A 19,585-nucleotide genomic window follows, 5' to 3' on the forward strand; every position below is an offset into this window, starting at 1 on the left:
TACCCGCCCTACGAGGGTAGATGAAAGGCTCGCCTACAGCTTCATCCCGCGACTGATGATCTCCTTCATGATCTCCGAGGTGCCGGCGAAGATGCGCTGAATGCGCGCATTCGCGTACATCTTGCAGATCGGGTACTCCCACATGTAGCCCCAGCCGCCGTGCAGTTGCACGCCCTCGTCGACCACCTTGCCGAGCAGTTCGGTGGTGAACAGCTTGGCTTCGGCAGCCACTTCGGGAGTGAGCTTCTTCAGGTTGTGATCCATCACGCAGCGGTCGGTGAACACCTGCGCCACGTCGACCTGCGTGCGCATTTCCGCCAGCTTGAAGCGGGTGTTCTGAAAATGCGCCACCGGGCGGCCAAAAGCGTGGCGTTCCTTGACGTATTCGATGGTGGTCTGCAGCGCCGCCTCGGCGCCGGCCACTGCGCCACAGGCATTGGTCAGACGCTCCTGGGCGAGCATGTTCATCAGGTAGAAGAAGCCGCCCTTGGCGTCGCCCAGCAGGTTGTCCTTGGGCACCTTGACGTCGTTGAAAAACAGCTCGGCGGTGTCCTGGCTGTGCATACCGAGCTTCTTCAGTTTCTTGCCGCGCTCGAAACCGGGCATGCCGCGCTCCACCAGAAACAGGCCCATGGCGTGCTTGTTGGCCGGGTCGGTCTTGGCCGCGACGATCACCACATCGGCCAGATAGCCATTGGAGATGAACACCTTGGAGCCGTTGAGCAGCCAGTGGTCGCCCTTGTCCACCGCTGTGGTGCGCATGCCGGCCAGATCCGAGCCGGCAGACGGCTCGGTCATCGCTACCGCCAGGATGGTTTCACCGCTGATGATGCCCGGCAGCAGGCGCGCCTTCTGCTCGGCATTGCCGTACTCGGCGATATAGGGGCCGCACAGCGCCGAGTGCAGCGGGATCATGAACCCCGGTTCGTTGATGCGCGCCAGCTCCTCGCACATGATCTGCTCGTAACGAAAGTCCTTGAGCCCGGCACCGCCGTACTCCTCGTCCGCCCAGGGCAGCAGAAAACCCATCTCGCCGGCTTTGCGCCACACGCTGCGATCCACCACCCCAGCCTCTTCCCAGGACTCCTGATGCGGCACCACCTCTTTATCGAGAAACGCAGCGAAGGCGTCGCGGAACAGGTTGTGCTCGGTGTCGAAATGGTTGCGTTGCATGGGGCGGGTCCTCCGCTGTTGTTATGTCCTTGAGGTTAAGGGCCGCTCCGCCGCCCCTCAATGACCCATGCGCTCAGCCTCGGTTGACCCAATCGCTCGGCTGGCTTGCCCTGGCTGGGAGCAACTGCCTACCATCGACCACCCTCGCTTTCGGAAACCCAGCATGCGCGAACGCACCATTGCCAGCCACTTCGTCCGCGCCGCCCTGCGCGGTGCGGACCGCCACGGCCTGGCCTGCGACCCAATACTGCGTCAGGCTGGCATCCAGAGCGCCGTGCTGGTCGAGCCGCGCGCACGCATCGCCCCGGAGCAATTCTCCCGGCTGATGCAACTGCTGTGGGAAGCGCTGGACGACGAATACCTCGGCTTCGGCCGCCAGCCGAGCAAACGCGGCACCTTCGCCATGATGGGTCACGCCATCATCCACTGCCGCAGCCTGGAAAAAGCCCTGAGCCGTGGCGCAATGTTCTACGGCCTGTTTCCCGACGCACCGAGCATCAGCCTGCAACGCGAAGGCGACTGGGCGCGGCTGAGCGTCGACGACAGCACGCTGTGGGACCCGGATCATTTTCTCGTGGAGAGCCTGCTGGTGATCTGGCATCGCCTGGGCAGTTGGCTGATCGGCCAACGCATCCGTTTGGAAGAAGCCACCTTCGCCTACCCCGAACCCGCGCATGCCACCGAGTACGAACTGCTATTCCCCTGCAGCCGGCGCTTTGCCGCCGGACAAACCAGCCTGCTGTTCCATTCCCGCTACCTGGCCATGCCGCTGCTGCAGGACGAACGCACCCTCAAGCAGTTTCTCCAGCACTCCCCCGCCGACCTGTTGGCCCGCCCCGACGGCGGCGACAGCCTGATCAGTCAGATTCGTCGCCGGCTCGGCCGCGACTGCCGCACCTGGCCGGACCTTGAACAGGTCGCCCAGCACCTGCACACCAGCCCACAAACCCTGCGCCGCCACCTGCGCGAAGAAGGCACCAGCTTCCAGGAGCTCAAGGATCACCTACGCCGCGATCTGGCCATCTACCACCTGGGCCGCGACGAATTGGCGATTCAGGACATCGCCGAACAACTCGGCTTCTCCGAACCCTCGGCCTTTCACCGCGCGTTCAAGAAATGGACGGGGCTCACGCCGGGGACTTATCGGGCGCAGGAAGGTTAAGCCACACGAACCTAGACCGAATCAGTAGCAGGAGAGTTCGAATGAGAGCTCGTGTAAGCGTTATCACCCTGGGAGTAGAGGATCTTGAGGCTTCACTGCGTTTCTATCGTGATGGTTTGGGCTTCGCGACAGAAGGCATAGTCGGCCAGCAATTCGAACATGGCGCAGTGGTTTTCATCGACATGCAGGCGGGCCTGCGTCTAGCGCTGTGGCCGCGCGCCAGCATTGCGCATGACACCGGCCTAGCCGTGCATCCCAGCAGCCCTACCGAGATGACGCTTGGTCACAACGTGGCCAGTGCAGAAGAAGTCGATACGCTCATGACACAGGCCAAGGCGGCGGGCGCGGCGATCATCAAGCCGGCCCACACAACATTTTGGGGTGGCTACTCCGGTTACTTTCAGGACCCGGACGGTCACGTCTGGGAAGTAGTGTGGAACCCGCAATGGGTCTCTTGAGCCGGTCACGACTCAGTCGTACAACCGCACCCTGAAACAGGCGCCGCCCAGTTCGGAGTCTTCCAGGCTCAGCTCACCGTCGTAGCTTTCGACGATATCTTCCACCACCGCCAGGCCGATGCCCTGCCCCGGGTTCTGCGCGTCCAGACGCTCGCCGCGCTGTAGTACGCGCTCACGCTGCTGCTGCGGCACGCCAGGGCCGTCGTCCTCGATGGTGATCAGGCAGCCGCCAGCCAGGGGTTGCAGCCTGACACGTACGCGATGCAGGCAGAGGCGGTAAGCGTTCTCCAGCAGGTTGCCGAGCAGCTCCATCAGCGCGCCACGTTCCATGGTGATCTGACTGTGCTCGGGCACTTCCAGCGTCGCTTCGACACGTTTGTCGCGGTAGACCTTGTCCAGCGAGCGGCACAAACCGTCGAGCACCGGCCAGACCTGCTCGCGATGGCGTACCAGGCCGCTGCGACGCAGGCTAGCGCGCTGCAACTGATAGCCAACCTGCTGACTCATGCGTTCGATTTGCGCCTGCATCAGTTGCGCCTGCTCGCGATTCTCCTGCTGAGCGGCAAGGGTTTCACCTATGCCTTGCAACACGCTGAGTGGTGTTTTCAAGCTGTGGGCAAGGTCTTCCAGCGAGTCGCGATAACGCTCGCGCTGACGCCGCTCGCTGTCGAGCAGGCGGTTGAGGGAATTGGTCAGGCGCAGCAGTTCGCGTGGGTGTTCGTCACTCAGGCGCTGGCGGGTACCGGCCTCCACCCCATCGAGCTCGTCGCTGAGGCCACGCAGGCTGCGAAAACCCCAGGTCAGGCCAAACCAGAGCAGGCCCAGCAATACCAGCAGGGCGATGCCCAGCCACAGACGCAACTGCCAGGCAAAGCCGTTGAACAGCCCCTGGTATTCGCGCGTCGGCTGCATGGTCACGATGCTCAGCGCGGTCTGGTCGCCGCGCAGCAAATCCACTTCCACGTCGTATACGAAGTATTCCTGGCCGCTGTCGTCGCGAATGCGGATGAACTCGTGACCACGACCATCGTAGCGCGGCAGGTAGCGCACCAACTCGTCGATGGAGGAGCGTGAGCGCCAGATCATCTGGCCTTCACGGTCGAAGATGAAACCCAGCAGGTGCGAATCGAGGTTGTCGAATTCCTCGTCGGGCATCTTGTCCGGCATGTGCAACTGGCCGTCATGGATGCGCGCAGCAGATATCAGTGCAGCCGCATCGGAGGCCAGACGTTTCTCCACGGTCTGCTCCAGGGCCATGAGAAATACGCCCTGCAGCACGGGCATCAGCAACAGCATGAACAGCATTGCCAGTGCGGCACTGGCCAGCATCAGGCGCAGGCGTAGCGAGCCGAAACGCATGCGCAATTTGCGCAACGCGGCGCGCGCTCGACTCACTTGCAGCGCTCGTTGAACATGTAGCCCTGGCCACGCACGGTTTCTATGGGTTTACCGCCGAGCACACCTTCCAGCTTGCGTCGCAAGCGGCCGACCAACACCTCTATGACGTTAGGGTCGCGCTCGTCGTCGCCCGGATAGAGCTGCTCCATCAGGCGTTCCTTGGCCACCACCTGCTGGTGATGCAGCATGAGGTATTCGAGAATGCGGTACTCGTAGGCCGTCAATTGCAGCGACTGCTCATCCACTGTGGCCTGCTTGCGATTAAGGTCCAGCACCAGCGACCCCGCCTCGATGGTCGATTTGGTGAACCCGGAAGAGCGTCGCAGCAGCGCGTTCAGCCGTGCCTCCAACTCTTCGAACTGGAACGGTTTGACCACATAGTCGTCAGCGCCGCAGGAAAGCCCTTCGACCTTGTCCTGCCAGTTACCGCGCGCGGTGAGGATCAGAATTGGAAAGTTCTTGTCCTGGCTGCGCAGCTCACGGATCAGGTCGATACCGCTCATACCGGGCAGACCGAGGTCGACCAGGGCTAGGTCATGATTGAAGGACTCAGCTCGGTACAAGGCTTCTTCGGCGGTGCGCACGGCATCCACCACATGCCCGTTTTCACTGAGGCGAGTGAACAGATGGTGACGCAACAACGCCTCATCTTCCACCACCAGCAATTTCATGAGATTTCCCCTATTAAGTTGTGCGAAGGCCGGGCAAATCAGTCAGCGTGAAAACTACTGCGCTCGGCCATGCTGCGTTAAAACCCGGCTCAGAATGCTCATTTACAAGTCGTAAACTGCGCTTCTTCGCCGGCTTTTGCCTTGCCTGACCTTCGCTCGCTACGTTTTCACTCGGACTGATGCCCGGCCTGATAACGCTAAGCCGCCATTAGAAGGCGAAGTTGGCGCCGAGGTAGAGCTGCGAACTGCTATGCAGATCCAGCGACCCGGCCTTGCCCTCACCACGCGGTGCCATTTCTGTGCTGGCGTTGGTACGCAGATAACGATAGCCGGCTTCGATCGAGGTATTGCTGTTCAGTTCCTGCAGGATACCGGCCTGCAGACCCGCAGCAAATCCAATGTCGCTGTCACGGGAGAAGCCGCGGCTCTCCTGCTCGAGTTTGACCAGGCCGGCGGTTACACCACCGAACAGCTTGGTGTTGTTGCTGCCCAGCGGGGCGAACATGTCGCAGCTACCGAGCAGATTCTGCTGACGCAGTTTGTAGCCATTGTGACTGTCGGAGACATTCTCGTAGGTCGCGTAGTAGCGACCGTCAGCAGTCGTCTGGCCGGCGCGGACACCCCAGGTGCCCTCGCCATCGATCACTTTGTCCAACTTGGGGTTGCCGAGGTTGGCATTCAGCGCGTTGGATTTCTGGATGTTGTTGTCAGTCTGACCCCAGGTCAGGCCGACGAAATTGTCGTTGGCCTGGGCAGCGGTTGCGCCCAGGGCCAGGCAGGTGGCGAATGCGATACGGTTCAGGGTGATTTTCATTGAATCATTCCTCTCGTTGCAGTTTTGATCAACTCGGCAACAAGTCTGCGGGAAGACTACTGAATCCCTCCTGAACCCTCCTTGAACATGCACTGAACGAGCGGCAAACAGCCTAGATACGCCGTACCAGAGCGCTGGCGAGGATAAACAACGAGGCCAGAACGCCGAGTAACGCCAGCCAGCCGGCGTGCTCCCAGACATAACCACCAACGTAGCCCACCAGGCTGGAACCGAGGTAATAGGCACACAGGTACAACGCCGAGGCCTGCGCTTTGGCCCCCTGCGCATGGATACCGACCTGCCCGCTGGCAACCGCATGAGCCGCGAAGAAACCCAAGGTGAACAGTGCCAGCCCCACCACCGCAGCGCTCAGCCAGGGCGCAGCGCACAGGGCTACCCCCAACAGCATCAGGCCGATGCCGCCATGCAACACCTGGCGTGCGCCGAAGCGTGGCACCAGGCGCCCGGCCCAGCCAGCACTGAGAATGCCGAGCAGATAGACAGTGAACAGCAGGCCGATGACCGTCGCCGACAGGTTGAATGGCGCACCCGCCAGGCGAAAGCCGACATAGTTGAACAGCGCAACGAAGCCGCCCATGAGCAGGAAGGCCAGAGCGAACAGCACGCGCAAGCGCGGGTTGCTCAGATGCAGGGCGAAGTTGCGCAACAGGCCGCGCAAGGACAACGGCTGGGCGGTGAAATGCCGCGACGGCGGCAGCAGCCAGAGAAACAGCCCCAACGCCAACAGGCCGAGCCCGGCAATGCCGCCAAGGGCCCAGGGCCAACCGCCCAGGTCACTGAGCAGGCCGGCCAGCAAGCGCCCGAGCAGACCGCCCAGCGCCGTACCGCCGATATACAGCCCCATCGCTGCCGGTAGCGCTTCAGGGTCGAACTCCTCACCGACATAGGCCATGGCCAGCGCCGGCAAACCGCTCAGCGCCAGTCCCAGCAGCGCACGCAAAATCAGCAGGCTGCTCCACTGCTCCACCAGCGCACAGGCGATCCCCAGTAGCGCGGCCAGGCCCAGCGCCGCGACCATCACCGGCTTGCGCCCCCAGCTCTCGGCCAGTGCACCGGATACCAGCAGGCACAGGGCAAGGCTCAGGGTAGTCAGCGAAAGCGCCAGGCTGCTGCTGGCCGCAGACACGCGAAAGTGCGCAGCCAACAACGGCAGCAGGGGTTGCACGCAGTAAAGCATGGCGAAGGTGGCGAAACCGGCGCAGAACAGCGCCAGGGTGGCACGCCGATAACCGGCGCTGCCACGGCTCAGATGAGTCACGGACATGGGTGGACTGGCTCACGAAGCTGGATGCAAGCGATAGCCGGAACATGCCGCAAGACCGAACCGGGTGACGCCTGCAGGTGAATGAAACCAGACGAAATATTAGCACGCTATCGATAATCGCGAGCGCGTGCCATTACCGCTCGTGCAATTCCTTTTCCTTGATCCAGCTCAACAGACTTTGCCCTTACTAACGTTAGGGTCTAGCCTCAATTGCGAACGCAACGGAGAAGAGCGAATGGCTACCCCGCCCGAACGCAGCGCCATGAAAGGCAAGGAAACTCGCCTGTTCGTCTTTCTCGTGGTCTGCCTGTTCCCCATCCTTTCGGTCGCGCTGGTCGGCGGCTACGGATTCATCATCTGGTTCATGCAGATGCTACTCGGCCCACCTGGCCCACCCACCTGATCCTTCCTTACCTACGGAGCCACGGAACATGGCCGCCTCTATGCATATTTCCAGTCTGCTGGTGCACGTACGGCCCGAATGGCTGGCTGCGGTGAAAGCCAACCTGCGCCAGCTGGAAGGCCTCGAACTGCATCAGGAAAGCCCGCAAGGCAAGCTGGTGGTGGTGCAGGAAACCGAACACGAGCGCCACATCCTCGCCCGCCTCGAACAGATCAACGCGTTGCCAGGCGTGCTCAATGCCGCTCTGGTTTACCACGAACTCCTCGACACAGAAGGAGACTCAGAATGAAGCTTTCCCGCCGTGAATTTGCCAAGGCCAACGCTGCTGCCATTGCCGCCGCTGCCGCCGGTCTGCCGTTGGTGACGACCGCCAGCAACCTGATCACCGAAGCGGACATGACCCGCCTGGACTGGAACAAGGCGCCCTGCCGCTTCTGCGGCACCGGCTGCAGCGTGATGGTCGCCACCCGCGACAACCGCGTGGTGGCCACCCACGGCGACGTCAAGGCCGAGGTCAATCGCGGCCTGAACTGCGTCAAGGGCTACTTCCTGTCGAAGATCATGTACGGCGTCGACCGCCTCAACCAACCGCTGCTGCGCATGAAGAATGGCGTGTACGACAAGCAGGGTGAATTCCAGCCGGTGAGCTGGGAGCAGGCCTTCGACATCATGGAACAGAAGACCAAGGAGGCGCTGCGCGAGCATGGCCCCGAGGCCGTCGGCATGTTCGGTTCAGGGCAATGGACGGTGTGGGAAGGCTACGCCGCCAACAAGCTGATGAAGGCCGGTTTCCGTTCCAACAACATCGACCCCAACGCGCGCCACTGCATGGCTTCGGCGGTGATGGGCTTCATGCGCACCTTCGGCATGGACGAGCCAATGGGCTGCTACGACGACATCGAGGCCGCCGACGCCTTCGTGCTGTGGGGCTCGAACATGGCAGAAATGCACCCCATCCTCTGGAGCCGGGTCACTGATCGTCGCCTCAGCCATCCGAACACCAAGGTCGCCGTGCTGTCCACCTTCGAGCACCGCAGCTTCGACCTGGCCGATATCCCGCTGGTGTTCAAACCGCAGACCGACCTGCTGATCCTCAACTACATCGCCAACCACATCATCGAAAGCGGCGCGGTGAACAAGGACTTCGTCGGCAAACACACCAAGTTCGCCCGCGGCGCCGACGACATCGGCTACGGCCTGCGCGCCGACAACCCGCTGGAGATGCAGGCCAAGAACGCGGCCAAGGCCAATACCTGGGAGGACATGTCCTTCGAGCAGTTCGCCGCCTTCGTCAAACCCTACACCCTGGAGCGCACCGCCAAGGAAAGCGGCGTGGCGGTCGAGCGCCTCAAGGCCTTGGCCGAGCTGTACGCCGATCCCAAGCGCAAGGTCATGTCGTTCTGGACCATGGGCTTCAACCAGCACACCCGTGGCGTCTGGGCCAACAACCTGATCTACAACCTGCACCTGCTCACCGGCAAGATCAGCGAACCGGGCAACAGCCCCTTCTCCCTCACCGGCCAGCCCTCGGCCTGCGGCACCGCGCGCGAGGTGGGCACTTTCTCCCATCGTCTGCCCGCCGACATGCTGGTGGCCAACCCCAAACACCGTGCAACCGCCGAGAAGATCTGGAAGCTGCCGGCCGGCACCATCCAGGAAAAGCCCGGCTTTCATGCCGTGGAGCAGAGCCGCAAGCTCAAGGACGGCGTGCTCAAGGTCTACTGGACCCAGGTCAGCAACAACATGCAGGCCGGCCCCAACGTGATGCAGGAGATCCTCCCCGGCTGGCGCAACCCGCAGGCCTTCGTCATCGTCTCCGATGTCTACCCCACCGTCTCGGCCCAGGCTGCCGACCTGATCCTACCCAGCGCCATGTGGGTGGAGAAGGAAGGCGCCTACGGCAATGCCGAGCGCCGCACGCAGTTCTGGCATCAACTGGTCAAGGCACCGGGCGAGGCCAAGTCCGACCTGTGGCAACTGGTGGAGTTTTCCAAGCGCTTTACCACCGATGAAGTCTGGCCTGCCGAACTGCTGGCCAAGGCCCCGGAATACAGGGGCAAGACGCTGTACCAGGTGCTGTTCGCCAACGGCCAGGTCGACCAGTTCCCCCGCGAACAGATCGAGGCCGGCTATGCCAACGACGAGGCCGAGGCCTTTGGCTTTTACCTGCAGAAGGGCTTGTTCGAGGAATACGCCCAGTTCGGTCGCGGCCATGCCCATGACCTGGCGCCCTTCGACAGCTATCACGCCGAGCGTGGCCTGCGCTGGCCGGTGGTTGACGGCAAGGAAACGCGCTGGCGCTATCGCGAAGGCCTCGACCCCTACGTGGAAAAAGGCAGCGGCGTGCAGTTCTACGGCTACCCGGACAAACGTGCGCTGATCTTCGCCCTGCCCTATGAGCCACCAGCGGAGGCACCGGATGACGACTTCCCGTTCTGGCTCAGCACCGGCCGCGTGCTCGAACACTGGCACACCGGCAGCATGACCCAGCGCGTCGAGGAGCTGCACGGCGCCGTGCCCGATGCCCTGGTGTACATGCACCCGGACGATGCCAAGGCACTCAAGGCGCGACGCGGCAGCGAGGTCAAGGTGATCAGCCGACGTGGGGAAATCCGCGCGCGCATCGAAACCCGTGGTCGCAACAAGCCGCCGCGTGGCCTGGTGTTCGTGCCCTTCTTCGACGCCAACAAACTGATCAACAAGGTCACCCTGGACGCCACCGACCCGATCTCCAAGCAGACCGACTACAAGAAGTGTGCGGTGAAGATCGAACTGGTCAGCCTGGCCTGAGGAGAACCGTCATGACTCTGCGTTTTCTGCCTCTGTTACTGCTCGCCGCCTTTGGTCTGGCCATCGCCGGCGAGCTCAATTACCCGCTCGACGCTCCGGCACCGGACGGTCGCCGCCCTGGCGGCACCCTGAGCCAGAGCCTACCGGCGCCCGTGCTCGGCAATGAAGAGAACAAGGATATCAAGCGCGAGCGCAATTACCCCGAGCAGCCGCCGACCATTCCGCACAGCATTCGCGGCTATCAGGTCGACGCCAACGGCAACAAGTGCCTGACCTGCCACAGCCGCGCCGGCAGCGCCCGCAGCCAGGCGCCGATGATCAGCATCACTCATTACATGGATCGTGACGGCCAGGCCCTGGCGGCGGTTTCACCACGGCGCTACTTCTGTACCCAGTGCCACGTCACCCAGCAGGAGGTCAAACCTCTGGTCGGTAACGCCTTCCGCAATATCGACCAGTTGCTCGGCGACGAAGCCGCCGGCACGGCAAAACCCTGAGGAGGCCTTTCATGAAGTCGTTAATGGCCCTACTCAAGGAGTACTGGGGCATCCTGCGCCGCCCAAGCGTGCATTACAGCCTGGGTTTTCTCACGCTTGGCGGCTTCATCGCCGGGATCATTTTCTGGGGCGGTTTCAACACCGCGCTGGAGGCCACCAATACCGAGCAGTTTTGCATCTCCTGCCATGAGATGCGTGACAACGTGTACGTCGAGCTGCAGGACACCATTCACTACAGCAACCGCTCCGGGGTGCGCGCCACCTGCCCGGACTGCCACGTACCGCATCAGTGGACGGACAAGATCGCGCGCAAGATGCAGGCGTCCAAGGAAGTCTGGGGCAAGATCTTCGGTACCATCAGCACCCGCGAGAAGTTTCTGGAAAAGCGTCGCGAACTGGCCGAACACGAATGGGCACGGCTCAAGGCCAACGATTCACTGGAATGCCGCAACTGCCACAACTTCGACTACATGGACTTCACCAAACAGAGCCCGCGCGCCCGCCAGATGCACTCCAGCGCCCTGGCCAGCGGCGCAGCCACCTGCATCGATTGCCACAAGGGCATCGCCCACCAGCTACCGGACATGAGTGGGGTGCCGGGTTGGTAAGCGCCATGACTTCCCCGCACGGGGTGACAGGGCGCACCCTGCGCGTTTCTAGTTCTGGCGCAGTTGCTGCAAATGTTCGAGCAGGCCGGCGGCCGTCTGCTCGCCTACCAGGCGCTCACGCAGCCTGCCATCGGCGTCGACAATGTAGGTCACCGGCAGCACGTCATTGCGCGGCAGCTCAAAGCGCGCCGCCGGGTCCTGCGCCAGCACGGTGAAACGAATGTCGAAACTGTCCGCGGCACGCTTGAGGTCATCGCCCTGCAGGGCATCGAAGTTGACGCCGATCACCCGCGCCGACTGGGTTTTCAGCTGTTCTTCCAAGGCGTTGAGTTCGGGAATTTCCGTGCGACACGGCGCACACCACTCAGCCCAATAATTAATGACTAGCCACTGGCCATCCAGGCTCTCAGCCGTTACCTTTCGTCCATGCTGATCAAGGCCGTAATCTTCGGCACAAGCCGTCAGCAGCAGACCGGCGCAGATACCCATAACAGCCTTGCCGAAACTCCGGAGCCCTAAGCCCATGTACTCGATCCTCGCCCACCCGGGGTTGATATGACGCTGGATGCCCTGCGCCTGGAAGTACCGGACATCCGCGAGGACAACAGCGTATCGCCAGCGGAAATCGCTCAACGACTCGCGGCAGCTCGCCATCTGGAGCCGGAAAATGGCCTGCAACAAGTGCTGGGCCTGTTGTTTTCGCTCAATCGCAGCGCTCTGACCTTACTGGAAAGGCAGCGTGCGCTGCAAAACTTCAGTGACGAGTACCGCCATTACGCCAGCCTTGCCAATCGCCAGCATCCGCCAAGCACGCTGTTCGTGCGTTTCTGCGGCGAGTTGGCGATCGGCTTCAAACGCCTGCTGCTGCAAATCCTGCAGGGTCGCCAGCCGTCGATGCCGCACCTGGCCTGGTGCCTGTACATGGCCCAGCATTTCCTTGCCCAGCAGTTGCTGCGCCACTACCAGCTGTACCAGGAGCCACCTGCAGCGCTCTGGCGCGACAGCCACTTGCTGTACTGGATCGGCGAGCACCAGCAGTGTCTGGACGAACCAGTGGCGGCGGCCTTCGAGCCGAAACCGGCCAGTACCCTGCGCGGCCTTTACCAGCAGATGCTGCTCTTGGCCCTGAGCAATCCCTTCCATCTCGATGAAGGCGAATGCCTGACTCTGTTCAGCGCGCTGGCACCTCTGGCGGCGCTGGCCAGGTTGCAAGCCTGGGACGAGGAAGACGACGCCGAAGGCCCGGTAGTCGACCTCAGCGAATCACAGGCCTGCCTGAGTTTCGAACAGCGTATCGAAGGCAAAACCGCCAACCTGCGCCGCTTCGAACTGGGCGCGCTGCTGATCGCGTTGCATGAGCCAGCACCACTGCAAAGCATGCAGGAGCGCCAGTTGCTCGAACGGGTACGCCAGCACTGGCTGGGGCGCCAGCAACGCCGCCATGAACGCGCCGAACTGGACGGACAATGCAGCCTGCTGGTGGGCCTGCCGGCCATTCATGCGCAACTGCTGGACAAGCTGCCGCAGCGCACCGAGGCGCAGCTTCTCGATGCCAGTCCGGGTGGCGCGCGCCTGCTGTGCAACGCCAACGAGGGCGGACAACTGCAGGTTGGGCAACTGGTTCTGCTGCTTACCAATGCCACACCGACCCTGGCATTGGTGCGCTGGCGTCATCTCAATAGCGAAGGCTTGCACCTCGGGCTGCGCTATCTCAAAGGTCTGCCACGTCCGGTCTGGCTACGACGCGCCCCCAATGCGCAAACTCACCCAGGCGTGCTGCAGAGCACCCCGGCCCCCGGCAACGGCTGGCACCACGGCCTGTGGCTGCCCAATGGCCAGTTCAGCTCCGGCGAGCACCTCTGGCTGCAACTGGCCAGTGTGCATAACCAGGCGATCCTGCCGCTGCCCGACAGTAACCTGCAGACCTCATCGGTTACCCGCCACCCGCTGCGCCTGGCCTGATATGCGAAACTGCGACTCCAGTCACGCGGCCTGTCCGCCGAGTGCACAGTTTCGCCAGCAGGTGGCTGCTTATAATTCCTGGCACTCAAGTCTCACCCAGCCTGGAATTTCACCATGTCCCAAGCGCAAGACAAGCTGATTGGCTCCGTGCCCTCGCGCATCGTCGACGTCGCTCACCTGCTGGTCACGCCCTACGAGGGGCGCGTAGCCGAATACAACGTCGCCACCTGGCTGCAACTGCCGGGGCTGGCCAATCTGCCGGTGTCGCTGCTGGTGAGTTACCGCGACGGGGACAAGCGTCGCGAGGTGAATGTCGACCACGGCAAGGTCAATGCCCATGGCAAGATCCTGCTCTCCGGGGTCGCTCGCATGCCGGTGCGGCTGAAGATCGAAGACATGCAGGTGCGCCTGCGCTCGGCGGTGCCGGCGCAGAGCCTGGTAGTCGAGGAGTTCTTCGTTCAGGCCGTCGAATTGGCCAACAGCGAAAGCCGCCAGGCCATGGCCTGAACCAGAACGGCAACATCGAACCCCGCGCATCGACGCGGGGTTTTGCTTTCAGCCGGAGGAAACTCCAGGGCTGGGCGCGGCCTGTGGACTTGAATCGTCAGCGTCTGGCTGCAGGTTTTCGGCAGCCACGTGCTCGAGCAGCGACTTCGGCCAGCGTGCAAAGTGCAGCCCGGTGATTCGATTGAGCCGCGTCAGCGCTTCCTGCGGATCGCGTCGATGAAGGTGGATTACCCTGTTTTTAACCGTCATTACTGCCTGCATCCTCAGCGATCCCTGCCCTGCTGGCAGTTCGATAGCAACTGACCTTGCAGTTGCTAGAAGCGTGCCAGGCCTTCTGTAACGCATCCATTGACGCCTGCCCCTGCGCCCAGATCACAGCAGGCCTGGGCAACGCCTGAAACTGACGTTTTTTGTCACCCCTTTTCGGCGCCCTCTCTCATTCACCGTCGCCCACAATGTCGCGCAAGTGTGCTCAGCCCTTCCCCGGTAACCAATCCGCCAGACTGACTCCGAACTGCTCCTCGCGCTCCGCTTGCAGCCGCTCCAGTCCCTCGCGCAATGCCGGATACCAGGGTTCGTCGAGCTGAGCCGGTAGTTGCGACAGAGTCGGCAACGGCCAAGGGCTGCACTCGAGCAACTGATGCAGGGAGAAGTTGTGCAGATCGCGGCACAACACCCACCCTCCGCCATTGGCCTTGCATGCCAGGTGCTCGCGCTCGAGAAAATCCATCACCTGCGCCCACTCGTCTTCGGGCAACCGCCAGCCCGCACGTTGCATGTCGCCGTAATGCAGAGCCTCGCCCTTCTGCTGACGTTTGAGCAAAAGCCGCAATACCACCAGCACAATCAGCCCCTTGGGGATAGGCTCGCGGCGCCAGTGCCGCGGTTGCGACAGGCCATACACCAGCTCGGCGCCCAGCAGCACGATCAACCAGGACAGATAGATCCACACCAGAAACAGCGGCACCGTGGCAAAGGCGCCGTAGATCAGGTGATAACCGGGAAACAGCCGCACATAGAGGCCGAACAGCGCCTTGGCAACCTCGAACAGCACGGCGCTGAACAGGCCGCCCAGCAGAGCATGAGACAACGGCACCCGAGTGTTGGGGACCGCGGCATAGAGCAAGGTAAAGGCCGCGATGCTCGATAACAACGGCGTGAAAGCAAGCAGCGTCTTGGCGCCGATTACTGCGTCCGGCCCGGAGATCAGTGACAGCGAGGCGATATAGGTACTGACCGCGAAACCGGCCCCCAGCAGCAGCGGCCCAAGGCTGAGAATCGCCCAGTACAGCAGGAAGCTGGACATCCCGCGGCGTGGCTGACGTACCCGCCAGATCACGTTGAAGGTCTTCTCGATGGTCACCAGCATGAGGAAGGCGGTAACGGCCAGCAGGCCGACGCCGAACCAGGTCAGCTGCCGCGCCTGCGTGGTGAACTCACGCAGATACTCCTGCACCGTCTCGCCCGTAGAGGGTACGAAGTTGTTGAAGATGAACCCCTGGATTTCCTCGCCCACACCCTGGAACGCCGGAATTGCCGACAGCATGGCGAAGGTCACGGTCATCATCGGCACCACGGCGAACAAGGTGGTGTAGGTCAACGCCGCTGCGTTGCCTGCGCCGCGGTTATCCACGAAACGCTGATACAGGCTGAGCCAGAACCCCATCCAGTCCTTCAAACGACGCAGCATGACCTCTCCTTAGCCCTCAAACCTAAACAGACAGACAATGCGCCGCGTAAAAAGGTCGCAGCAAAGCTGCCCCAGCGATTTGCGTGCATCCTCGCATCAGGCGGTTAGAATAGCCGCCACTTCAAGCCGGATGCGAGCCACCATGACCGACCTGACCCTCTACCACAACCCGCGCTGCTCGAAATCCCGCGGTGCTCTGGAGCTGCTGCAAGCCCGCGGCCTGCAACCGCAAGTCGTGCGCTATCTGGAAACGCCACCCAGCGCCAGCGAGCTCAAGAATCTGCTCGGCAAACTGGGTATATCTGCGCGCGACCTGCTGCGTAGCGGCGAGGACGAATACAAGACGCTGGGTCTGAGCGATACCAGCTTGAGTGAGGCGCAACTGATCGAGGCCATGGTCACGCATCCCAAGCTGATCGAGCGCCCGATCCTCATCGCTGGCGAAAAGGCCGTGATCGGCCGACCACCGGAAAAAGTACTGGAGCTGCTGGCATGAGTGCGCCCTACATACTGGTGCTCTACTACAGCCGCCATGGCGCCACCGCGCAGATGGCCAAACAGATTGCCCGTGGCGTCGAGATGGCTGGCCTGGAGGCGCGCCTGCGCACGGTGCCTGCGGTATCCAGCGAATGCGAAGCCGTTGCGCCGAGCGTGCCGGCGGACGGCGCCATGTACGCAACCCTGGATGATCTGAAGAACTGCTCGGGTCTGGCCCTGGGCAGCCCGACCCGTTTCGGCAACATGGCGGCGCCACTGAAATACTTCATCGATGGCACCAGCAATCTGTGGCTCACCGGCGAACTGGTCGGCAAGCCGGCTGGCGTGTTCACCTCCACTGCCAGCCTGCATGGCGGCCAGGAAACCACCCTGCTGTCGATGATGCTGCCGTTGTTGCACCAAGGCATGCTGCTCTGCGGCCTGCCTTACAGCGAAGCGGCGCTGCTCGAAACCCGCGGCGGCGGTACGCCCTATGGCCCCAGCCACCACGCTGGCAGCGACGGTAAGCGTGCGCTGGACGAACATGAAATCACCCTGTGCCGTGCTCTGGGTCAACGCCTGGCGCAAACCGCCAGCAAACTGGAGCGCTGAACGTGGCCCGAGCGAAGAAACCCTTGCCCAGCCTCGAGTGGCTGGAGCCACGGGTCAAACTCAGCCGAGCGCTGAGCCTGTTCAGCTTCATCGCCCTGCTGACCCTGCTACTGGTATGGAATCTGGCCTTCGCTGACCTGCATGGCGCGCGGGTCGGGGTTGTATTGGCGATCCAGTTGCTGCCGCTTGCACTGCTCGCTCCCGGTATGTTGCTGGGTAACGCCCGCGCACATGCCTGGGCCTGCTTCGTGGTCAACATCTACTTCATCCAGGGCGTACTCGCCGCCATCGATCCGGCGCGTGCACTGTTCGGCGCACTGGAGGCCGTGATCAGCTTCGGCCTGTTCTGCTGCGCACTGCTCTACACCCGCTGGCGTTTTCAGTACGACCGCAAGCTGGCTGGGGAAACCTGATGCGCCTGGTGCTGCTGCCCGGTCTGAACGGCAGCAGCCACCTCTTTGCGCCATTGCTCGACGAGCTTCAGGACATCGATTGCCAGGTGCTGAGCCTGCCAGCGCAAGGGCCACAGGACTATCACAGCCTGAGCGAAGCACTTTATCCGCAGCTTGGCAGCACGCCTTTCGTCCTGCTGGGTGAGTCGTTTTCCGGCCCACTCGCTTACCAGCTCGCCCTGCGCCAGCCAACAGGAATGCGCGGCATGATCTTCGTTGCCTCGTTCCTGACCCGCCCTAATGTCGCCCTGCCGCTGCTCAGACACCTATCCGTGCCGCTGACATTGGCCACGCAGCCCAAGCTGCTGCGCGCACTGTGCCTGGGCAACACGGCAGAAGAAGACATCCTGCAACGGGTACGAAGGGAAATTCGCCGACTGGATCAGACACTGCTGCGCGCCCGCCTGGGAACCCTGGCCGCATTACAAGCACCAGCGCAAACCCTGGATCTACCCTGCCTGCACCTCTGGCCACAACAGGATCGCCTGGTTGCCAACACCGCGGCCCAGCGACTGCCCCAGTTTTGCAGCGACATCCGCCAGCATCGCTTAGATGGCCCGCACTTCATCCTGCAGGCGCGGCCAAAGGTCTGTGCCCAAGCAATCGCTGCGTTCATGCAGGAAATAGGCGCGAATAGAAAGCCTTTGGATCTGTAGGAGCGAGCTCTGCTCGCGAAGCTCTTGTGCAGCTAAAAGTTCGCGAGCAGAGCTCGCTCCTACACATGATTTCCCCAGAGAGCCCGTAGTCCGGATCACATTCGGGGATGCTATGCAGGGATTCCCGGATTGCATCCGAGTTACGCTCTTGCTGGCAGCTTGAGGCCTGCCGCCCCTACCAGCCCAGGGTTTCCTTGAGAAAGGGAATGGTCAGCTTGCGCTGGGCTTGTAGCGAGGCCTGATCCAGGCGTTCCAGCAGCTCGAACAACGCGCTCATGCTGCGTTCGCCACGGGTGAGGATGAAGCGGCCGACTTCATCGCTCATCTGCAGGCCACGACGCGAGGCGCGCAGCTGCAGGGCGCGCAGCTTGTCCTCGTCGGACAGTTCATGCAGTTGGAAGATCAGCGAAAGGGTCAGTCGCGACTTCAGATCAGGCAGTTGAATCGGCAACTCGCGCGGTGACATGGTGCCTGCCAGCAACAAGCGCCTGCCGCTGTCACGCAGACGGTTGAACAGGTGGAACAGCCCTTCTTCCCAGTCGCTGCGCTCGGCCACGGCATCGAGATCATCGAGGCAGACCAGCTCGCACAGCTCAAGGTTGTCGAGCAACTCCGGGCCGTGCTGCACCACTTCGCTGAGCGGCAGATACACCACCGCTTCGCCACGCTGTTCGAAACGCAGGCAGGCCGCCTGCAGCAGGTGGCTGCGCCCGACGCCTTCGGCGCCCCACAGGTAGATCAGGCTTTCCGTCCAGCCGGCGTCGGCCTCGCACAAGCGCTCGACATAGCCCAGGGCCGCAGCATTGGCGCCGGGGTAGTAATTGGCGAAGGTGGCGTCATCACGCAGACGCACCCCCAAGGGAAGCTGGATGGGTTTCATGTGGGGGGCTCGTGGGAACCGCTGCTCTCTCCGTAAAGGCCGGAAAGTTTATACAAATCATGGGCATGGCGCAGCAGAACCATGATCACGGCAGCAACTGGCAAGGCCAGCAGCACGCCGGTAAAGCCAAACAGCTGGCCACCCGCGAGAATGGCGAAGATCACCGCGACCGGGTGCAGGCCGATGCGATCGCCCACCAGCATGGGCGTGAGGACCATACCCTCTAGCAACTGGCCGATCATGAACACCACGCCGATACCGATCAGCGGATAGGGCTCGAGACCGAACTGGAACAGCGCAGCGGTCAGCGCCGCACCGATACCGACGATAAAGCCCATGTACGGCACGATACTGGCCAGACCCGCCAACACACCGATCAACAGCCCCAGCTCCAGCCCCACCGACATCAGGCCAACCGAATAGATGACGCTCAGCGCCAGCATCACCAGCAATTGGCCGCGCAGGAAGGCGCCCAGCACTTCATGGCATTCGCCAGTCAGTTTGACGATCAATCCTTCGCGCTGGCGTGGCAGCAGGCGGCGCACGCGCTCGACCAGCAGATCCCAGTCGCGCATCAGGTAGAAGCTCACCACCGGAATCAGCATCAGGTTGCCGAGCCAGGCCAGCAGTGCCAACCCCGAGGATGTCGCCTGGGCCAGCACCGCCTTGAGCACATCGGTGGTTTTGCCGATGTTGTCGGTAAAGACCTGCTTGAGTTGATCGACCTGCAGCAGGTCATCCTGCAACCCCAGATGCGACTGCGACCACGGCAAGGCCGTGCCTTGCAACCAATCGAGCATTTCCGGCGCCAGCTGATATAGACGCACCAGCTGTCGTCCCAGCATGGGCACCAACACCAGCAGCAGGATCAGCAATACCAGAGCGAACAGAGCGAATACCACCACCACGCCCCCCGTGCGCGACAGCCGATGCCGCTCAAGGCGGTCGACCAGCGGGTCGCCCATGTAGGCCAGCAGGATACCGATCAGGAACGGGGAAAGAATCGGGTGCAACAGGTACAGCAGCCAGCCGAGCAGAAACAGCCCAGCCATCCATAGCCAACGGGTGGAATCGGTCATGCTCGCGTCCT

Annotated in this window: 23 protein-coding genes; 13 read left to right on the forward strand and 10 right to left on the reverse strand. The window is 62.4% G+C overall.

From position 1 onward, the window contains the following. Window positions 1-33: 33 nt before the first annotated feature. Window positions 34-1,173, reverse strand: coding sequence for an acyl-CoA dehydrogenase family protein (locus tag EGJ86_RS15225; protein WP_125835696.1), 1,140 nt, complete (start codon window positions 1,171-1,173; stop codon window positions 34-36). A 163-nt stretch (window positions 1,174-1,336) separates the two neighbouring features. Between EGJ86_RS15225 and EGJ86_RS15230 the strand changes: the two genes are divergently transcribed. Both EGJ86_RS15230 and EGJ86_RS15235 read left to right on the forward strand, forming a co-directional pair. Next, the gene (locus EGJ86_RS15230) at window positions 1,337-2,335 is read left to right on the forward strand and encodes an AraC family transcriptional regulator (RefSeq protein ID WP_125835697.1); all 999 of its coding nucleotides are present in this window, start codon (window positions 1,337-1,339) and stop codon (window positions 2,333-2,335) included. 41 nt (window positions 2,336-2,376) lie between these two features. Then, window positions 2,377-2,793 carry a VOC family protein gene (locus EGJ86_RS15235; protein WP_125835698.1) on the forward strand — a complete coding sequence of 139 codons (417 nt, stop codon included), beginning with the start codon at window positions 2,377-2,379 and terminating at the stop codon, window positions 2,791-2,793. Window positions 2,794-2,805: 12 nt separating this feature from the next. Here the strand turns inward: EGJ86_RS15235 and EGJ86_RS15240 are convergent, their stop codons facing one another. The 4 genes from EGJ86_RS15240 to EGJ86_RS15255 all read right to left on the reverse strand — a co-directional run bounded on the left by EGJ86_RS15240 (window position 2,806) and on the right by EGJ86_RS15255 (window position 6,961). Continuing rightward, window positions 2,806-4,188 carry an ATP-binding protein gene (locus tag EGJ86_RS15240; RefSeq protein WP_125835699.1) on the reverse strand — a complete coding sequence of 461 codons (1,383 nt, stop codon included), beginning with the start codon at window positions 4,186-4,188 and terminating at the stop codon, window positions 2,806-2,808. After that, on the reverse strand, window positions 4,185-4,862 hold the full coding sequence (locus EGJ86_RS15245) for a response regulator transcription factor (RefSeq protein ID WP_099523335.1): 678 nt from the start codon (window positions 4,860-4,862) through the stop codon (window positions 4,185-4,187). Before EGJ86_RS15245 ends, EGJ86_RS15240 begins: the two co-directional genes overlap by 4 nt. 208 nt (window positions 4,863-5,070) lie before the next feature. Then, window positions 5,071-5,676, reverse strand: a complete 606-nt coding sequence (locus EGJ86_RS15250) for an outer membrane beta-barrel protein (RefSeq protein ID WP_125835700.1) — start codon at window positions 5,674-5,676, stop codon at window positions 5,071-5,073. A gap of 112 nt (window positions 5,677-5,788) precedes the next feature. Beyond that, window positions 5,789-6,961: an MFS transporter gene (locus EGJ86_RS15255; protein WP_125835701.1), complete on the reverse strand. Its 1,173-nt coding sequence runs from the start codon at window positions 6,959-6,961 to the stop codon at window positions 5,789-5,791. Window positions 6,962-7,196: 235 nt separating this feature from the next. Here EGJ86_RS15255 and napE point away from each other — a divergent pair, with 235 nt between their 5' ends. The 5 genes from napE to EGJ86_RS15280 are packed head-to-tail and all read left to right on the forward strand — an operon-like array spanning window position 7,197 to window position 11,259. After that, window positions 7,197-7,364, forward strand: coding sequence for a periplasmic nitrate reductase, NapE protein (gene napE, locus EGJ86_RS15260; protein WP_039964770.1), 168 nt, complete (start codon window positions 7,197-7,199; stop codon window positions 7,362-7,364). A gap of 28 nt (window positions 7,365-7,392) precedes the next feature. Next, window positions 7,393-7,653: a chaperone NapD gene (locus tag EGJ86_RS15265; RefSeq protein ID WP_125835702.1), complete on the forward strand. Its 261-nt coding sequence runs from the start codon at window positions 7,393-7,395 to the stop codon at window positions 7,651-7,653. Next, a complete protein-coding gene (gene napA, locus EGJ86_RS15270) occupies window positions 7,650-10,154 on the forward strand; it encodes a nitrate reductase catalytic subunit NapA (protein ID WP_125835703.1) in 2,505 nt (834 codons plus the stop codon). Before EGJ86_RS15265 ends, napA begins: the two co-directional genes overlap by 4 nt. An 11-nt stretch (window positions 10,155-10,165) precedes the next feature. Next, on the forward strand, window positions 10,166-10,651 hold the full coding sequence (locus EGJ86_RS15275; RefSeq protein ID WP_092376465.1) for a nitrate reductase cytochrome c-type subunit: 486 nt from the start codon (window positions 10,166-10,168) through the stop codon (window positions 10,649-10,651). Window positions 10,652-10,662: 11 nt separating this feature from the next. Beyond that, window positions 10,663-11,259: a cytochrome c3 family protein gene (locus tag EGJ86_RS15280; RefSeq protein ID WP_003461527.1), complete on the forward strand. Its 597-nt coding sequence runs from the start codon at window positions 10,663-10,665 to the stop codon at window positions 11,257-11,259. 48 nt (window positions 11,260-11,307) lie between these two features. Here EGJ86_RS15280 and EGJ86_RS15285 read toward each other — a convergent pair whose 3' ends face one another. Further along, window positions 11,308-11,784 carry a TlpA disulfide reductase family protein gene (locus tag EGJ86_RS15285; protein WP_106735014.1) on the reverse strand — a complete coding sequence of 159 codons (477 nt, stop codon included), beginning with the start codon at window positions 11,782-11,784 and terminating at the stop codon, window positions 11,308-11,310. Between the two features lie 30 nt (window positions 11,785-11,814). On the opposite strand from EGJ86_RS15285, the gene EGJ86_RS15290 reads away from it, so the two are divergent. Further along, entirely contained in the window at window positions 11,815-13,221 is a 1,407-nt protein-coding gene (locus EGJ86_RS15290) for a PilZ domain-containing protein (RefSeq protein ID WP_125835704.1), read from the forward strand. Between the two features lie 114 nt (window positions 13,222-13,335). Continuing rightward, complete coding sequence (locus tag EGJ86_RS15295) at window positions 13,336-13,728, forward strand: hypothetical protein (RefSeq protein ID WP_017679001.1); 393 nt, start codon at window positions 13,336-13,338, stop codon at window positions 13,726-13,728. A 48-nt stretch (window positions 13,729-13,776) separates the two neighbouring features. Here the strand turns inward: EGJ86_RS15295 and EGJ86_RS15300 are convergent, their stop codons facing one another. Together EGJ86_RS15300 and EGJ86_RS15305 are read right to left on the reverse strand one after the other, a co-directional pair. Continuing rightward, on the reverse strand, window positions 13,777-13,989 hold the full coding sequence (locus tag EGJ86_RS15300; RefSeq protein WP_256672455.1) for a hypothetical protein: 213 nt from the start codon (window positions 13,987-13,989) through the stop codon (window positions 13,777-13,779). A gap of 211 nt (window positions 13,990-14,200) precedes the next feature. Then, the gene (locus EGJ86_RS15305) at window positions 14,201-15,418 is read right to left on the reverse strand and encodes a YihY family inner membrane protein (RefSeq protein ID WP_125835705.1); all 1,218 of its coding nucleotides are present in this window, start codon (window positions 15,416-15,418) and stop codon (window positions 14,201-14,203) included. Between the two features lie 142 nt (window positions 15,419-15,560). Between EGJ86_RS15305 and arsC the strand changes: the two genes are divergently transcribed. From arsC to EGJ86_RS15325, 4 genes are read left to right on the forward strand one after another with little or no spacing between them, the layout of a single operon-like run. Beyond that, window positions 15,561-15,914, forward strand: a complete 354-nt coding sequence (gene arsC / locus EGJ86_RS15310) for an arsenate reductase (glutaredoxin) (protein WP_125835706.1) — start codon at window positions 15,561-15,563, stop codon at window positions 15,912-15,914. Continuing rightward, window positions 15,911-16,507, forward strand: a complete 597-nt coding sequence (gene wrbA / locus EGJ86_RS15315) for an NAD(P)H:quinone oxidoreductase (RefSeq protein WP_125835707.1) — start codon at window positions 15,911-15,913, stop codon at window positions 16,505-16,507. Before arsC ends, wrbA begins: the two co-directional genes overlap by 4 nt. Window positions 16,508-16,509: 2 nt before the next feature. Beyond that, window positions 16,510-16,920: a DUF2069 domain-containing protein gene (locus tag EGJ86_RS15320; RefSeq protein ID WP_106735010.1), complete on the forward strand. Its 411-nt coding sequence runs from the start codon at window positions 16,510-16,512 to the stop codon at window positions 16,918-16,920. Continuing rightward, the gene (locus EGJ86_RS15325) at window positions 16,920-17,615 is read left to right on the forward strand and encodes an alpha/beta fold hydrolase (RefSeq protein WP_125835708.1); all 696 of its coding nucleotides are present in this window, start codon (window positions 16,920-16,922) and stop codon (window positions 17,613-17,615) included. The genes EGJ86_RS15320 and EGJ86_RS15325 overlap by 1 nt, the downstream gene beginning before the upstream one ends. A 175-nt stretch (window positions 17,616-17,790) precedes the next feature. Here EGJ86_RS15325 and hda read toward each other — a convergent pair whose 3' ends face one another. Both hda and EGJ86_RS15335 read right to left on the reverse strand, forming a co-directional pair. Then, the gene (gene hda / locus EGJ86_RS15330) at window positions 17,791-18,495 is read right to left on the reverse strand and encodes a DnaA regulatory inactivator Hda (protein WP_125835709.1); all 705 of its coding nucleotides are present in this window, start codon (window positions 18,493-18,495) and stop codon (window positions 17,791-17,793) included. Further along, window positions 18,492-19,574 (reverse strand): AI-2E family transporter, encoded by a 1,083-nt coding sequence (locus EGJ86_RS15335; protein ID WP_125835710.1) that lies wholly within the window; start codon window positions 19,572-19,574, stop codon window positions 18,492-18,494. The genes hda and EGJ86_RS15335 overlap by 4 nt, the downstream gene beginning before the upstream one ends. Between the last annotated feature and the right edge of the window lie 11 nt (window positions 19,575-19,585).

The sequence above is a fragment of the Pseudomonas sp. o96-267 genome (genome assembly GCF_003935465.1).
Taxonomy (GTDB): Bacteria; Pseudomonadota; Gammaproteobacteria; order Pseudomonadales; family Pseudomonadaceae; genus Aquipseudomonas; species Aquipseudomonas sediminis.